Genomic DNA, 14809 nt, shown 5'->3' on the forward strand with positions numbered 1-14809 from the left:
GCGGTGCCCCCCGGGGGCGGGGCCACGGAGGGCCCCGGCTTCTGGAACGAGGAGACGCAGCGCTGGGAGGCACAGTCGGGCCCTTCGTCGGAGGCACACCAACCGCACTGGTCGTACGAGGAGACGCAGACGGCCTTCTCCGTACCGCCCGCACTACTACCACCACCGCCACCGTCACCGTCACCGGAGCGGAACCGGACGCGGATCACCCTGCTCCAGGTGGGGGTGGTGGCGCTGGCTCTGGTGGTGGGGGCGGGGACGGCGGTGTGGCTGGTGCAGCGCGACGAAACGGAGGGCAGAGCGGGCCCGCCACCGACGACCCTGGTGAGCACCCCGCCCCCTCCCACACCCACCCCTTCTCCCACCCCTTCCCCGGACGGATACGTGATCACGAAGGACGCGTCCGGGATCGAGCTGGCGGTGCCGCGTGGATGGGTGCGCGAGCAGGGCAACGGGGACAGCGTGTTCTACCGGAGCCCGTCGGCGGGCAGTACGGAGTTCCTCCAGTTCTGGGTGATCAGCGAAGTGGGGTTGACGTCGCGGGAGTTGCTGGACATCACGGTGCTGAACCGCTCCGAGAGCCCGGGCTACGAGCTGATCCGCCTCCAGCCACTGCCGGGGGCACGGCACGCGGAGACGGAGGAGCTGGTCTTCGAGTACGACAGCGAGGACGCGGGGCGGCGGCTGCGGATGGTGGAGTGGGTGTTCAGGGCGGAGGACGGACAGCAGTACGCGTTCCTGGGCGCGGGCAGCGAGGACTCCTGGCCCACCCAAAGGGACCTCCTCACCCACGCGACAGACGCCTTCGCCGTACCAGGCACCTAGGGGCGCGGGGAACTGCGCGAGCAACCCACCCCCACCCGCACATCCGAACCCCTGGCCCCGCGGAGCGGTTCAGGTGAAGGGGTGGGGAGGGGCATCGCCCGCCGCAGGCGCGACACCCTCCACCCGCCCGGGCCGCGCGCCCACGCCCCGTACCTCAGAACTTGATCAAGTGGTGATGCCTCGCGGGAGAATCCGGGCACGCTCGATACGCGTGCCCGCACCCCAACCCCCACGGAGCCCCCCCATGAGCCTCTTCCGCGCCCAGCCCGACACCCTCCTCGTCACCCTCAGCGAGCGCGACACCCTCCTCGAAGCCCTCCGCACCGCCGCAGCCGCCGCCGACGCCGCCGACCGCCCCGGTCTCGACCGCGCCGTGGCGATCGTCGAGGCCACCCCGTCGCCCGACCCCGCCGAGCTGCGCGGGCGCTGGGCCCGGGAGCGGATCGAGGGGGCCGGGGTCGAGGTGCGGGCCGATTCGGTGGTGGCGGTCAAGGCGCTGCGCCAGGCCGAGCGCGGGCTGAGCCTGGCCCAGGCGGTGGCCCTCACCAAGGAGGCCGCCGCAGTCGGACCGCGCTGATCCGGCCACCCGGCCGACCACCCGCCGACCATTCGCCGACCCACCCGCCACCCCTCCTCCCACCCCCATATCGGACCCGATCAGGCCTTATGTCCTTGCTGTAAGTGACTCATGGCACTTTCGGTGACGTAATCGGCATGGTTTTCGAGCCCGGGGGGAGGGGTCCTGCCGCCAGTTCCGCTGGCAAGGAACAAATCGGTAACGGAAGGCGAAAACGACGTGTCGGCTGAAAAGACCATCCATGTGGGCGGGGTGTGGCAGGCAGCCATGTCCGGCGCCACGCGCGACATCCTCGACCCCGCGGACGCGAAGCCGTTCGCCGTGGTCGCCGAGGGTGGAGCCGAAGACGTCGACGCCGCCGTGGCCGCCGCGCACCGCGCGTTCGACGGCGGACAGGGCGCCTGGCCACTGACCCCCACCACCGAGCGCGCCGCCCTGCTGCGCCGCGTCGCGGACCTCCTCCAGCGCGACCGCGAGGAGCTCGGCCGCCTGGAGGCGCAGGACGCGGGCAAGACCGTGGAGGAGGGGCGCGTCGACATCGACTGCGTCACCGACGCCTTCCGGTACTTCGCCGACCTGGTGACGAACGAGAGCGGCGGCCGGGTCGTCGATGCGGGCTCCCCGGAGATCCACTCCGTCGTCGTGCACGAGCCCGTCGGCGTCTGCGCCCTGATCACCCCCTGGAACTACCCGCTGCTCCAGGCCAGTTGGAAGATCGCCCCGGCCCTCGCCGCGGGCAACACCTTCGTGATCAAGCCCAGCGAGATCACCCCCATGACGACGGTCGCGCTGATCGCGCTGCTCGTCGAGGCGGGCCTGCCCGAGGGAGTGGCCAACGTTGTCACCGGACCCGGTGCCTCCGTGGGCGCCCGGATGTCCGAGCACCCCGACGTCGACCTGGTCTCCTTCACCGGTGGCCTGATCAGCGGTACGAAGGTGATGCAGGCGGCCGCCGAGACGGTCAAGAAGGTCGCCCTGGAGCTCGGCGGCAAGAACCCCAACGTGGTCTTCGCCGACGCCTGCGCCACCGAGGAGGGCTTCGACACCGCCGTCGACCAGGCGCTGAACGCTGCCTTCATCCACAGCGGCCAGGTCTGCTCCGCCGGTTCGCGCCTGATCGTCGAGGAGTCGCTGCGCGAGCGGTTCGTCGCCGAACTCTCCCGCCGCGCCGAGAAGATCCGCATCGGCCGGGGCACCGGCGAGGGCGTCGAGTGCGGACCGCTGGTCTCCGCCCAGCAGTTGGAGAAGACCGAGTACTACGTCGCCGCCGCCCTTCAGGAGGGCGCCGTGCTGCGCGCGGGCGGCAAGCGCCCCGAAGGCCCGGGATACGAGGGCTACTTCTACCGCCCGACCGTCCTGGACCAGTGCCACCGCGAGATGCGCGTCGTGCGTGAGGAGACCTTCGGGCCGATCCTCACGGTCGAGACGTTCACGACGGAGGCGGAGGCCATCGCCCTCGCCAACGACACCGAGTACGGGCTCGCGGGCGGCGTCTGGTCCGCCGACGCGGGGCGGGCGCGCCGGGTGGCCGCCAAGCTGCGGCACGGCACCGTGTGGATCAACGACTTCCACCCGTACCTGCCGCAGGCGGAGTGGGGCGGCTTCGGGAAGTCCGGCGTCGGCCGGGAACTGGGCCCCACGGGTCTCGCCGAATACCGCGAGTCCAAGCACATCTACCAGAACCTGAACCCCCAGCCGGTCCGCTGGTTCACGGGCTGACCGCCTCGTAGGAGCAGGGCCGGGGGCGAGCCGCAGCGCTGGTCGCGGCTCCGCCGGGGCCGCCCCCTTGCCCGCCCGTTCCGCCCCCGGGGGCGGCCCCGCCGCCCAAGAGGGCGGCGGGCGTCGGCCCCCCACCCCCCCATTACGCGCCAGCACCTTCCCAGTTCACGAACAGGAGCACCCCCCATGTCCGACCACGTCCACGAGTACGACTACGTCGTCATCGGCGGCGGCACCGCAGGATCGGTAATCGCCTCCCGCCTCACCGAAGACCCCTCCGTCCGAGTAGCCGTCATCGAGGGCGGCCCCTCCGACGTGGACCGCCCCGAAGTCCTCACCCTGCGCCGCTGGATGGGCCTCCTCGGCGGCGAGCTGGACTACGACTACCCCACCACCGAGCAGCCCCGCGGCAACTCCCACATCCGCCACAGCCGCGCCCGCGTACTCGGCGGCTGCTCCTCGCACAACACCCTCATCGCGTTCAAGCCGCTCCCGTCCGACTGGGACGAGTGGGAGGCGAACGGCGCCGAGGGCTGGGGCGCGTCGGCCATGGACCCGTACTTCGCCAAGCTCCGCAACAACATCGTCCCGGTCGACGAGAAGGACCGGAACGCCATCGCCCGCGACTTCGTCGACGCCGCACAGTCGGCGCTCGGCGTCCCGCGCGTGGAGGGCTTCAACAAGAAGCCCTTCGAGGACGGCGTCGGCTTCTTCGACCTCGCGTACCACCCCGAGAACAACAAGCGCTCGTCCGCGTCCGTCGCGTACCTGCACCCCTTCCTCGACCGCCCCAACCTCCACATCATGCTGGAGACCTGGGCACACAAACTGGAGCTGGCAGCGGGCGAAAACACCACCCGCGCCCGGGGCGTCCACGTCACCACCAAGGACGGCGACGAGGTCCTCGTCCGCGCCACCCGCGAAGTCCTGGTCTGCGCGGGCGCGGTGGACACCCCCCGTCTGCTGATGCACTCCGGCATAGGCCCGGCCGCCGACCTCGAAGCGCTCGGCATACCGGTCACCGCCGACCTCCCCGGCGTCGGCGAGAACCTCCTCGACCACCCCGAGTCGGTCATCGTCTGGGAGACGCACGGCCCCATCCCCGAGAACTCGGCGATGGACTCCGACGCGGGCCTGTTCGTGAAGCGGGACCCCGAGAGCGCGGGCCCCGACCTGATGTTCCACTTCTACCAAATCCCGTTCACCGACAACCCGGAGCGGCTGGGCTACCAGCGCCCCGAGCACGGCGTGTCGATGACCCCGAACATCCCCAAGCCGCGCAGCCGGGGCCGGCTCTACCTCACCAGCGCCGACCCGGCCGTGAAGCCCGCCCTCGACTTCCGGTACTTCACCGACGAGGACGACCACGACGGCCGCACCCTCGTCGACGGCATCCGCATCGCCCGCGAGATAGCCAAGTCCGAACCCCTCGCGGGCTGGCTCAAGCGCGAGGTCTGCCCCGGCCCCGAGGTCACCTCCGACGAGGACATCAGCGAGTACGCCCGCAAGGTCGCGCACACCGTGTACCACCCGGCAGGCACCTGCCGGATGGGCGCCGCGGACGACCAACTCTCCGTCGTCACCCCGGACTTGAAGATCAAGGGCCTGGACGGCATCCGCATCGCGGACGCCTCCGTCTTCCCGACCATGCCCGCCGTCAACCCGATGATCGGGGTCCTGATGGTCGGCGAGAAGTGCGCGGAGCTGCTGAAGCTCGACCAGCGCGACGACCTCGACAAGCAACCGACCGTCTCCGGAGGTGCCGCGTAATGAGTACGTCGACCGATGTGAAGCCCGACCCCACGCCCGAGCCCACGCCCGAGCCCAAGCCCGAGCACCCCGTCTTCTCCGTCAAGAACCTCTGGAAGGTCTTCGGCCCCAAGGCCGACAGGATCCCCGGCGACACCGGCCTCACCTCCCTCTCCGCCGCCGAGCTGCGCGAGCGCACCGGCTGCACGGCCGCCGTGCGCGACGTCTGCTTCGACGTCCACAAGGGCGAGGTCTTCGTCGTCATGGGCCTCTCCGGCTCCGGCAAGTCCACCCTGGTCCGCTGTCTGACCCGGCTGATCGAGCCGACCTCCGGCGCACTCGCCATCGACGGCGAGGATGTCCTCGCCATGGACAAGTCCCGGCTGCGCGAACTCCGCCGCCACCGTGCCGCGATGGTCTTCCAGCACTTCGGGCTGCTCCCGCACCGCAGCGTCCTCGACAACGTCGCGTACGGCCTGGAAGTCCAGGGCATGGGCAAGTCGCAGCGCCGCGCCAAGGCCACCGAGGTCGTCGCCAAGGTGGGCCTCGACGGCCTGGAGGACCGCCGCCCCGGCCAGCTCTCCGGCGGCCAGCAGCAGCGCGTCGGTCTGGCCCGCGCACTCGCCGTGGACCCCGAGGTGCTGCTCTTCGACGAGCCGTTCAGCGCGCTCGACCCGCTCATCCGCCGCGACATGCAGGAAGAAGTCATCCGCCTGCACCGCGAGGAGGGCCGCACGATGGTCTTCATCACGCACGACCTGAGCGAGGCGCTGCGCCTCGGCGACCGCATCGCCCTGATGCGCGACGGCGAGATAGTCCAGCTCGGTACGCCCGAGGAGATCGTCGGCTCCCCGGCCAACGAGTACGTCCGCGACTTCGTCCGCGACGTCCCGCGCGAGCAGGTCCTCACGGTCGCCTCCGCGATGCGCGTCCCCGAGCCGGGCGACGCCGAATCCGGCCCCGCGGTGGCCCCCGACGCGGTCGTCTCCGAAGCCATCGAGGCCCTCGTCCGCACGGGCGAGCCGACGGCCCGGGTGATGCGCGACGGCAAGCTCCTCGGCATCATCGACCGCGAGTGCCTCCTGAACGTGGTCGCCGGCACGGCGGCCCCGGCCCCGGCGGTGACCGCCTGATGAGGTACGCCAGTACGACCTGCCCGACCCGTACGACCTGCCCCACCGGCACGACCCGTACGGCACCCCCGGGCCAGGTGATCGCCGTATGAGCACCATGACCACCACCGCCTCCCCGGCCGCCAAGTCCCGGGACGGACAGCCCAGTTGGCGCGAGCGCCTGACCAGCCGCCCCGCCCTCCTCAAGCTCGGCGTGCTCCTCGTCGTCGCGGCCGTCCTCGTCCCCGTCGCGCACTCCCGCTGGGCCTCCGGCACCTGGCCCGCGGCTCTGACCGTCGATCTCGCCGAGCCCCTCGGCAAGGTCAGCGACTGGATCATCGACAACCGTGACGGCCACCCCCTCTTCCTCTACTTCTTCGGCCACATCTCCAACGCCGTGGTCCTCTCCGTCCGCGCCGTCTACCTGGTGCTGCTCGCCCTCGGCTGGGCCGGCACCACCGCACTGGCCGCGCTCGTCGCCTGGCGTGCGGCAGGGGCGAAGCTGGCCGCAGGCACCGTCGCGGCCCTCGCCGTCTGCGGGCTGCTCGGCATGTGGGTGCCGACCATGCAGACCCTGGCGCTGATGGCGGTGGCCGTCGCCGCCTCCGTCGCCCTGGGCGCACTGCTCGGACTGGCCGCGGGCCTCTCCGACCGCACCTTCCGCATCCTGCGCCCGGTCCTGGACACGATGCAGGTGCTCCCCGCCTTCGCGTACCTCCTCCCGGTCGTCCTGATCTTCGGCATCGGCGTGCCAGCCGCGGTCCTGGCGACCGTCGTGTACGCCGCCCCGCCCATGGCCCGCCTCACGGCGCTCGGTCTGCGCGGCGCCGACAAGGGCGTACTGGAAGCGGTCGAGTCGCTCGGCGCGACCGCACCCCAGCGCCTCCTCACGGCCCGCCTGCCCCTCGCCCGCAAGCAACTCCTCCTGGGCCTCAACCAGACGATCATGATGGCGCTCTCGATGGCCGTCATCGCCTCCGTCATCGGCGCCGCGGGCCTCGGTGACCGCGTCTACCAGGCCCTGGCCTCGGTGGACGTGGGCCAGGCCCTCGCCGCGGGCCTGCCCATCGTCCTGATGGCGATCGTCCTGGACCGGGTCACGGCGGCGGCGGGCGCGGGCGACCGCGAACCGAACCGCTCCTGGCTCCCGGCCGCCGCCGGCGTACTCGTCGTAGCGGTCGTCGCGGTCGGTACCCGCCTCGCGGGCGCCCTCCTGTGGCCGTCCTCCTGGTCGGTCGAGATCGCCCCGACGGTCAACAAGGCCGTCGGCTGGATGACCGACCACCTCTACTCCGGCGTCCCCGTCATCGGCGGCACCGCCGACTGGGCCGGCCACTTCACCACCTGGATCCTGGACCCGGTCCGCTCCGGCCTCCAGTCCCTCCCGTGGTACGCGGTCCTGCTCCTGGTCGCCGCGCTCGCCTGGGTGATCGGCACCTGGAAGTCCGCCCTGACCGCCGTCCTCGCGATGGGCGCCATCGGCGTACTCGGCGTGTGGAAGCCCTCCATGGACACCCTGTCCCAGGTCCTGGCGGCCGTGGCGGTCACCCTCGTCCTCGGCTTCGCGATCGGCATCGCCGCCGCCCGCAGCAGCCGCCTGGAGCGGATCCTGCGCCCGGTGCTCGACGTCATGCAGACGATGCCGCAGTTCGTCTACCTGATCCCCGTCGTCGCGCTCTTCGGCGTGGGCCGCGCCCCGGCAGCCGCCGCGGCCGTCGTCTACGCCCTCCCGGCCGTCGTACGCATCACCACCCAGGGCCTCCAGCAGGTCAGCCCCGCCGCCCTGGAATCGGCCCGCTCGCTCGGCGCCACCAGCGGCCAGCAGCTCCGCCAGGTCCAACTGCCGCTCGCGCGCCCGTCGTTGCTCCTCGCCGTGAACCAGGGAGTCGTCCTGGTCCTCGCCGTCGTCATCATCGGCGGCCTGGTCGGCGGGGGAGCCCTCGGCTACGACGTCGTGTTCGGCCTCGCCCAGGGCGACCTGGCAACGGGTCTGGTGGCCGGTGCGGCCATCGTCTGCCTGGGCCTGATGCTCGACCGCGTGACACAGCCGTCGTCCCGCGCGGCCGGCAAGGAGGACGCATGAACATCCACCGTCGTACGACACTCAAGGCCGCGGCACTCGGCGCGGCGGCCCTCCTCCTCACCGGCTGCGGTGCGGCGGACATGACCCAGCAGGCATCCCCGTACGCGGACGCGGCGGGCGCGAAGACGGTCACCCTCTCCGTCCAGTCGTGGGTCGGCGCACAGGCGGACGTCGCCGTCGCCAAGCTCATCCTGGAACGCGAGATGGGCTACCGGGTCGACACCGTCCAGGTCGACGAGGTCCCCGCCTGGGACGCCCTGAGCCAGGGCCGGGTCGACATGATCATGGAGGACTGGGGCCACCCGGACCAGGAAGCCCTCTACGTCAAGGACAAGAAGACCATCGTCCCGGCGGGCGAGGTCGGCGTCATCGGCCACATCGGCTGGTTCGTCCCGAAGTACTTCGCGGACAAGCACCCCGACGTCACGGACTGGCGGAACCTCAACAAGTACGCCGACGAGTTCAAGACGGCGGAGAGCGGCGGCAAAGGCCAGCTCCTGGACGGCTCGCCGTCCTACGTCACCAACGACAAGGCCCTCGTCAACAACCTCAAGCTGGACTACCAGGTCGTCTTCTCCGGCTCCGAGGCCGCGCAGATCACCCAGATCCAGCGCTTCGCCAAGGAGAAGAAGCCCTTCCTCACCTACTGGTACAAGCCGCAGTGGCTGTTCGAGCAGGTGCCGATGGTCGAGGTGAAGCTCCCCAAGTACACGGACGAGTGCGCGGCGAAGGCCCCCGAAGCCATCGACTGCGAGTACCCGACCACCCCTCTCATGAAGTTCATGAACGCCAAGTTCGCCAAGAAGGGCGGCAAGGCGGCCGAGTTCCTGAAGAACTTCAAGTGGGACGCCAAGCAGCAGAACGCGGTGTCCCTGATGATCGCCGACCAGAAGCTCTCCCCGGAGGCGGCGGCGGAGAAGTGGGTCGCGGACAACGAGTCCGTCTGGAAGGCCTGGTTGCCGAAGTAGCCGGCCGCCCGAAGGGTGGGACGCTCTCGACCGAGAGCGTCCCACCCTTCGCTGCCGGTACGAACCCCTCACACATGAAACCCGGGCGGAAACCCCGTCCAGCGCAGTTCGGCGGGCAGATGCCGCATGTCGTTGGAGAGGAGAACGGAAGCGGGCCGGCCGGGCGCGTACCGGATCACCGTGAGCGCGGCGTTGCACTGATTAAGGCCGAGCCAGCGCCACTCGGGCGCGTCCATGGCGTGCCGGACGAGCCAGCCGACCAGGAAATTGTGGGTGACGACCAACTCATGCCGCACCTCGTCACCGTCCACGGGCCCGGTGAACCGCTCCAGCGCCTCCCGCGCCAGTACGGCCCCCTGCTCCCGCTCCCCGGCCGAGAACTGCCCGAGGAACCCCTCGAACAACTCCCGTGACTCCACCGGAAGTTCACCACTCTCCGGCACATACGGCACGTAGTCCCCGGCAACCTCCGAGGCGTGCAGCGGGACACCCTTCAACTCCCCCGCGACCAGCCGCGCGGTCTCCGCCGCCCGCGCCAGCGGGCCGTGATGAACCACCGAGAACGGCACGCCCCGAAGCCGCTCCCCGAGCAGCACCGCCTGCCGCCGCCCGTTCTCCGTCAGCCCGCTCTCATCCGCCGTGGCCTCGCCATGCCGTACGAGATACAGATGCCGCGCGGCCATCCCGCTCATTCCGAACTCCCTCGCCCCACCAATGGATCTTGCATACCCCTGGCGGGACGCCACTGGAGCCGATACCGGTTCCGCGACGCCCCTTCTGTACGAACCTGCGAGATCCGCACCCGAACCCACGGGGTGGGAGAGCCACGCGACGAGCACGAGATGGAGCGATGACGGCGGCGGTCCTGTGCGCGGGGCTGCTGGTGACGGGGTGCGGAGAGGGGGAGCTCGAAAACCTCCCCGCACATCCGAAGCCCGACGACTCCACGGACTAGCTTTTCACGACGCCGGTTGTTACTGCTCCTGGTCGGGCTCCGAAGCCCACAGGCGGGTCACGTCAGTGATGGTCACGGACAGGTCCACCCACTGGTCGAGCACCGCAAGGTCGGTGCAGGCGGTGATCCGGGTGCGGTCTTCATCGGTGAGGGGTACCTGACGGAGGTCGAGGATGCGCAAGACGCTCTGGGCCTTACCGACGGCCTCCCCCTCGGCTTTGCCCTCGGCCTTTCCCTCCGCCTTGCCCTCGCCCTTGCCCTCCAGGTAGGCCGTCTCCCGGTAGGTGCCGCGCCCGGGGAAGTAGGTGACCACGCTCATCATTTTCCTCCAGGTCGCTCTGGCCGGGCTGTCGCCGAGGCCGATTTCCAGTAGCTCCGAGTAGTACTCGGCGGACTCGCTGTCCGCCGATCCGAGGGCGATGGCGAGTGCTTCCAGTATGGCCGTGGAGTCGGCTGCTCTGCCATGTGTCATTGCCGAGAAGGTGGCCAGGGCCAGGTCCTGTGCCGCTTCGGCACTGTCCGTGATGATCGGGACATTGTCCGGGCCCAGGACGAGGGGGTGTGTGGTCTGGGCCGTCCAGTCGTCGAGTCCCATACGGAACGGCCCGGCGGCCCATTTCGCGGTGGACCGGTCCTGGCAGACGACCAGGAGAAGTGCCGGGCAGTCGTACTTCGCGTACAGGTAGGCCAGGTAGTAGGCCCAGCTGGAGGCCTTCTCCGGCTTCTTCCCTCCCTGTGCCTCGATGGCGAGCAGAAAGGTCGGGCCGTCGCAGGCCGTGACGCGCAGAACGCTGTCCACGCGTCTCTCCAACGGCCGGATCTCGGTCGCGTCCGCCGACAGGACTTCTACGGACGCACGCTTCGGCAGAGGCAGGCCGAGCAGCCGAAACACTGGGGTCAGGAGTTCCGGCCGCTCCTGGAAGATCCGGTGCGAGGCCTCGTGCGGTGAGGTGACCATGGTCGGGAACCTAGGGGTCGCGGGGCAGGGGCGTCCGGCCGATATGTGGGACTCACTCGTTCGGGGCGCGACGGAAATCTGACGCGGCCTCCCGCCGGGCCGCCCGAGTCGCCCGGTCGTCGTCATGTCACGGCGTCAGAGGTCGTGGCTCAGGTCACGGGGAGCCGGTCCACCAGCACCTTCAGCCGTGACTCGGTCTCCTCCGCAGGCAGCCGTCCCGACCGGGTCAGGGTCGCCACCCCGTGCAGCGACGCCCAGAACACCTCGGTGAACAGCCCCGGCGCGACGCCGTCCCCGGCGGCCTCGCCGAGGGTCTCCAGCAGTGCGGCGAACGCGTCCTTGAGAGGGCCCGGAGTCTCCTCCTGTGCGTACGCCAGCCCGCCGTCGAGCTGGAACATGGCGTCGTAGACCGCCGGGTGGCGGGCGGCGAAGTCGAGGTAGGCGTGGGCCAGGGCGGCGACCCGCTCGCGCGGACCGTCGGCGGCGGCGGTCGCGGCCCGTACCGCCACGGCCATCTCGGTGGCGCCCTGGAGGGCGACGGCGCCGATGATCTCGCGTTTGCCGCGGAAGTGGCTGTAGAGGACGGGCTGGCTGTACTCGATGCGCTCGGCGAGCCGGCGGGTGGTGACCGCGTCCCAGCCCTGCTGCTCGGCGAGTTCCCGGGCCGTCGAGACGATGAGGCGCTCGCGCTCCGACCGTTCGCGTTCCTTGCGTTCCTGTACTGACATGACTCGATCCTAGCACCGCTAGACAAAAGAGCGGCAGTAGGGCTAGCGTTGCCTCATCAGCTAGCAGCGCTAGACGCACTAGGGATCCAGGGGATCGTCATGCTCAACGCACTTGAGGTAGTCACCACCGTGGTCGTCGGCGTGATGGTGGGGGTGGAGTTCTCCGTCGCCTTCGTCATCAACCGGATCCTCGACGCCCTCCCGGAGGACAGCGGCCAGCTCGGCCGTGCCCACGGGGGCCGGATGCTCGGCGCCGTGATGCCGTTCTGGTACATCGGCTCGCTCGTACTGGTCGGCATATGGGCCGCCGCCGGGTGGCAGGTGGCCGGCACCGGCCTCGTCGTCATCGCCGGGGCGCTGCTGATGCTCAGCGTGGTCATGTCGCTCCTGCTGCTCGTCCCGATCAACAACCGGAACAAGACCTGGACCCCCGAGAACCGGCCCGCGGACTGGAAGCAGCAGATGAACCGCTGGGAGCGCTGGCACTACGTCCGCGTCGCCGTCATCATCGGCGCCTTCGCCCTGCTGGTCACCGCCCTCGTCTGAGCCAACGAAGCCTCGTAAGGAGAAGACCCGTGTCGCTGAACGTGTCGCTGAAGAAGATCAATACTGTCCTGGCCGCCGCCTTCGTCCTCTTCATCCTCTGGTTCGGGACGGAGTTCATCCTCAGCCCGGAGACGACGGCGCCGACCTTCGGCCTGCCGACCTGGCCGTCCGGTGACGGCGGCGGCTTCCTGGTCATCAAGGGGATCCGCGACGTCGTCATGGCCCTGGGCCTGGGCATCCTCCTGGTGACGGGCCACCGCCGGGCGCTGGGCTGGGTGCTGCTGGTGGAAGCCCTCGCCGCCTACGGCGACATGACCACCGTGCTGTCCCACCACGGCTCCGTCGCCACCGCGCTCGGCATCCACGGCCTGACCGCGACGCTGATGGTGCTCAACGGCCTGCTGTTGCTGCACGAGACCCGCAGGGCCGCGTCCGCTCCGGCACTGTCCGCCCCGCAGCCCGCCTGAGCGGGGAGGGGAGAGGGTGTCGGCGGTCTGTGGGGCGGTGGCCCTGGGATGTCGGTGGTCTGTCGGCGGCGGGTGTGACCTTGGGCGGGCCGGTGCTCCCCGTGAGCACGTTGCCCCGCACGAGGAGTCCGCCGCCATGTCTTCCGTATCACCGTCCGCCGAGGGCAGTACCTACCTGGTCACCGGGGGCAACGCCGGGATCGGCTACTTCGTGGCGGAACAGCTCGCCGCCACCGGCGCCCTCGTCGTACTCGGCAGCAGGGACTCCGCGAAGGCCGACGCCGCCATGGGCTCGATCCGTGCGCGGGTCCCCGGGGCGCGGCTGCGCCACCTGCCGCTCGACCTCGCCGATCCGGCGTCGCCGAAGACCGTTGCGGACGGCCTGGGGGCTCTGGGTCTGGACCGGCTCGATGCCGTGGTCCACAACGCCGGGGTCGCGCTCGACGACCCGCCGCGCCGCGAGACCGCCGACGGCCACGAGCTGATGTTCGCCACCAACCACCTCGGCCACTTCGCCCTCACCCAGCACCTGGCCCCTCTGCTGTCGGCGGCACCGGCGGGCCGCGTCGTGACGGTCGGCAGCTTCGCGGCGCGCTCCGAACGGCTGGACCTCGACGATCCGCAGTCGACGCGGGACTACCGCCCCAAGCGGACCTACGGCCGGTCGAAGCTGGCGCAGATGTGCTTCGGCTTCGAACTCGACCACCGGCTGCGTGCCGTCGGCAGTACGGTCCGCAGCGTGGTCGCCCACCCCGGCGGCGCACTCGACTCCCTCACCCCGTCCCGCCCGCCGGTGCACGTGACCACCCCCGGCACCCGGCTGCGTGCCCTGCCCGCGGGGCTGCTGGTGCAGGGCAAGCACGCCGGAGCCCGGCCCGTCGTCCGTGCCGTGCTCGACCCGGCGGTACGGGGAGGGGAGTTGTGGGGGCCGAGGGTGTTCGGACTGCGCGGCGCGCCACGGCGCGAGCCGGTGCCCTCCCACATGGCCGACCGGGCGGTCGCCGCCCGCCTGTGGACCGTGAGCGGCGAGCTCACCGGCACCGACGACCCACACCTCGGCTTCCGCTAGGCGCGAGCCCCGCCAGGCGCGGGCCCCCGGTGCGCTCGCGTCGTCAGTGCTTGACCGAGCCCGCCGTGTCCGCTGCGGCTCCGGAAGTGCCGACAGCCCACCTAGTTGCACATCTCGTAACTAGCTGCCAGCATGGTAACCATGACGCACAACGACCCCCTCCCCGGCCCCGCCGACCAGCTGGCGGTGATCACCGCAGCCCCCGATCTGAGCCGGCCGGCCTCCCCGGGCGAGCGAGTGGTGGGCGTGGCCACGCTCGTCGGCCTGTACGGCGGGCTGGTCGCCGCGCTGGAGTTCGACCTGCCTCGCCCCGCCGGCATCCTGGTCTTCGTGGCAGCCCTCGTCCTGCTGCTCCGCTGGAACGGCCATCACGACAACGCTGCCCGCAGGCGGCCGCACACCCGCCTGGAGAACGGCGCCCGGCTCTGTGCCGCCGCCCTTGTCGGCATCCCCGGCATCGGCCTCGTCTTCGGTGACGGCCCCGACACCTTCGCCGCCCACCTCGTCGCCGCGGCGTTCCCCACCGTCGCCGCCGCCGTCTACCTCGTTCTGCGCTGGAGGAAGTGACCGGTGGCCGACAACGCACAGGAACGGCAACCGCGCGAGGCGCTGGTCAACGCCATCCACTCGCCGACCCGCCTCGCCATCCTCGCCACCCTCAACCGCATCCAGCACGTCGCCTTCGCCGACCTGCGCGACAGCCTGCACCTGAGCACCCCCGAACTCTCCCGCCAGCTCGCGATCCTGGAGAAGGAAGAGCTCGTGGAGATCGCCAAGTTGCGGGTCAAGCGTGTCACCGTCACCCACGTCCGGCTCTCGGAGAGTGGACGCGAGCGTTTCGCCGCGTACCTCGACTCCCTGTACGCCATCGTCGGCAATGGCGACGGGGCCGACGGGCGGCAGTCGGGCGCCGAGACACGCACGACACCGGCGAACACGGCGTACCCGGAAGGGGCGCATGCGAACGGGGCCTCCGGTGCATGACACATGACACCGGAGGCCCGCCCCCGCCGCACCACCTGACGGGACCTGCTTCACCACCCTGAGAGGGCG

15 protein-coding genes are annotated in these 14809 nt (G+C 70.9%); 12 read left to right on the forward strand and 3 right to left on the reverse strand.

Translation table 11 applies throughout. The annotated features are described in order from the left end of the window. Positions 1–3 precede the first annotated feature (3 nt). From ACZ5PB_RS23135 to ACZ5PB_RS23165, 7 genes are all read left to right on the forward strand, one after another. Positions 4–825, forward strand: a complete 822-nt coding sequence (locus ACZ5PB_RS23135; protein WP_468693623.1) for a hypothetical protein — start codon at positions 4–6, stop codon at positions 823–825. 244 nt (positions 826–1069) lie between these two features. Continuing rightward, on the forward strand, positions 1070–1402 hold the full coding sequence (locus tag ACZ5PB_RS23140) for a hypothetical protein (RefSeq protein ID WP_468693624.1): 333 nt from the start codon (positions 1070–1072) through the stop codon (positions 1400–1402). Positions 1403–1669: 267 nt separating this feature from the next. Continuing rightward, a complete protein-coding gene (locus ACZ5PB_RS23145) occupies positions 1670–3121 on the forward strand; it encodes an aldehyde dehydrogenase family protein (protein WP_468693876.1) in 1452 nt (483 codons plus the stop codon). A 186-nt stretch (positions 3122–3307) separates the two neighbouring features. Next, positions 3308–4891 carry a GMC family oxidoreductase gene (locus ACZ5PB_RS23150; protein WP_468693625.1) on the forward strand — a complete coding sequence of 528 codons (1584 nt, stop codon included), beginning with the start codon at positions 3308–3310 and terminating at the stop codon, positions 4889–4891. Continuing rightward, complete coding sequence (locus tag ACZ5PB_RS23155) at positions 4891–6003, forward strand: quaternary amine ABC transporter ATP-binding protein (RefSeq protein WP_468693626.1); 1113 nt, start codon at positions 4891–4893, stop codon at positions 6001–6003. Before ACZ5PB_RS23150 ends, ACZ5PB_RS23155 begins: the two co-directional genes overlap by 1 nt. 88 nt (positions 6004–6091) lie before the next feature. Continuing rightward, positions 6092–8065, forward strand: a complete 1974-nt coding sequence (locus ACZ5PB_RS23160; RefSeq protein WP_468693627.1) for an ABC transporter permease — start codon at positions 6092–6094, stop codon at positions 8063–8065. Next, complete coding sequence (locus tag ACZ5PB_RS23165; protein WP_468693628.1) at positions 8062–9033, forward strand: ABC transporter substrate-binding protein; 972 nt, start codon at positions 8062–8064, stop codon at positions 9031–9033. Before ACZ5PB_RS23160 ends, ACZ5PB_RS23165 begins: the two co-directional genes overlap by 4 nt. Positions 9034–9101: 68 nt before the next feature. On the opposite strand, the gene ACZ5PB_RS23170 is transcribed toward ACZ5PB_RS23165, so the two are convergent. The 3 genes from ACZ5PB_RS23170 to ACZ5PB_RS23180 form a co-directional block, all read right to left on the reverse strand. Then, complete coding sequence (locus ACZ5PB_RS23170; protein ID WP_468693629.1) at positions 9102–9725, reverse strand: histidine phosphatase family protein; 624 nt, start codon at positions 9723–9725, stop codon at positions 9102–9104. Between the two features lie 282 nt (positions 9726–10007). Then, positions 10008–10946, reverse strand: coding sequence for a hypothetical protein (locus tag ACZ5PB_RS23175; protein WP_468693630.1), 939 nt, complete (start codon positions 10944–10946; stop codon positions 10008–10010). A gap of 149 nt (positions 10947–11095) precedes the next feature. Next, the gene (locus ACZ5PB_RS23180; protein ID WP_468693631.1) at positions 11096–11674 is read right to left on the reverse strand and encodes a TetR/AcrR family transcriptional regulator; all 579 of its coding nucleotides are present in this window, start codon (positions 11672–11674) and stop codon (positions 11096–11098) included. Between the two features lie 99 nt (positions 11675–11773). Here ACZ5PB_RS23180 and ACZ5PB_RS23185 point away from each other — a divergent pair, with 99 nt between their 5' ends. From ACZ5PB_RS23185 to ACZ5PB_RS23205, 5 genes are all read left to right on the forward strand, one after another. Continuing rightward, a complete protein-coding gene (locus ACZ5PB_RS23185; protein WP_468693632.1) occupies positions 11774–12220 on the forward strand; it encodes an anthrone oxygenase family protein in 447 nt (148 codons plus the stop codon). Between the two features lie 41 nt (positions 12221–12261). Beyond that, positions 12262–12687, forward strand: a complete 426-nt coding sequence (locus ACZ5PB_RS23190; RefSeq protein WP_468693877.1) for a DUF4267 domain-containing protein — start codon at positions 12262–12264, stop codon at positions 12685–12687. Positions 12688–12823: 136 nt separating this feature from the next. Then, positions 12824–13756: an SDR family NAD(P)-dependent oxidoreductase gene (locus tag ACZ5PB_RS23195; protein WP_468693633.1), complete on the forward strand. Its 933-nt coding sequence runs from the start codon at positions 12824–12826 to the stop codon at positions 13754–13756. A gap of 141 nt (positions 13757–13897) precedes the next feature. Beyond that, positions 13898–14323: a hypothetical protein gene (locus tag ACZ5PB_RS23200; RefSeq protein WP_468693634.1), complete on the forward strand. Its 426-nt coding sequence runs from the start codon at positions 13898–13900 to the stop codon at positions 14321–14323. 3 nt (positions 14324–14326) lie between these two features. Then, entirely contained in the window at positions 14327–14740 is a 414-nt protein-coding gene (locus ACZ5PB_RS23205) for a transcriptional regulator (RefSeq protein WP_468693635.1), read from the forward strand. The last annotated feature ends 69 nt before the right edge of the window (positions 14741–14809 follow it).

Source organism: Streptomyces sp. NPDC032721 (assembly GCF_055579625.1).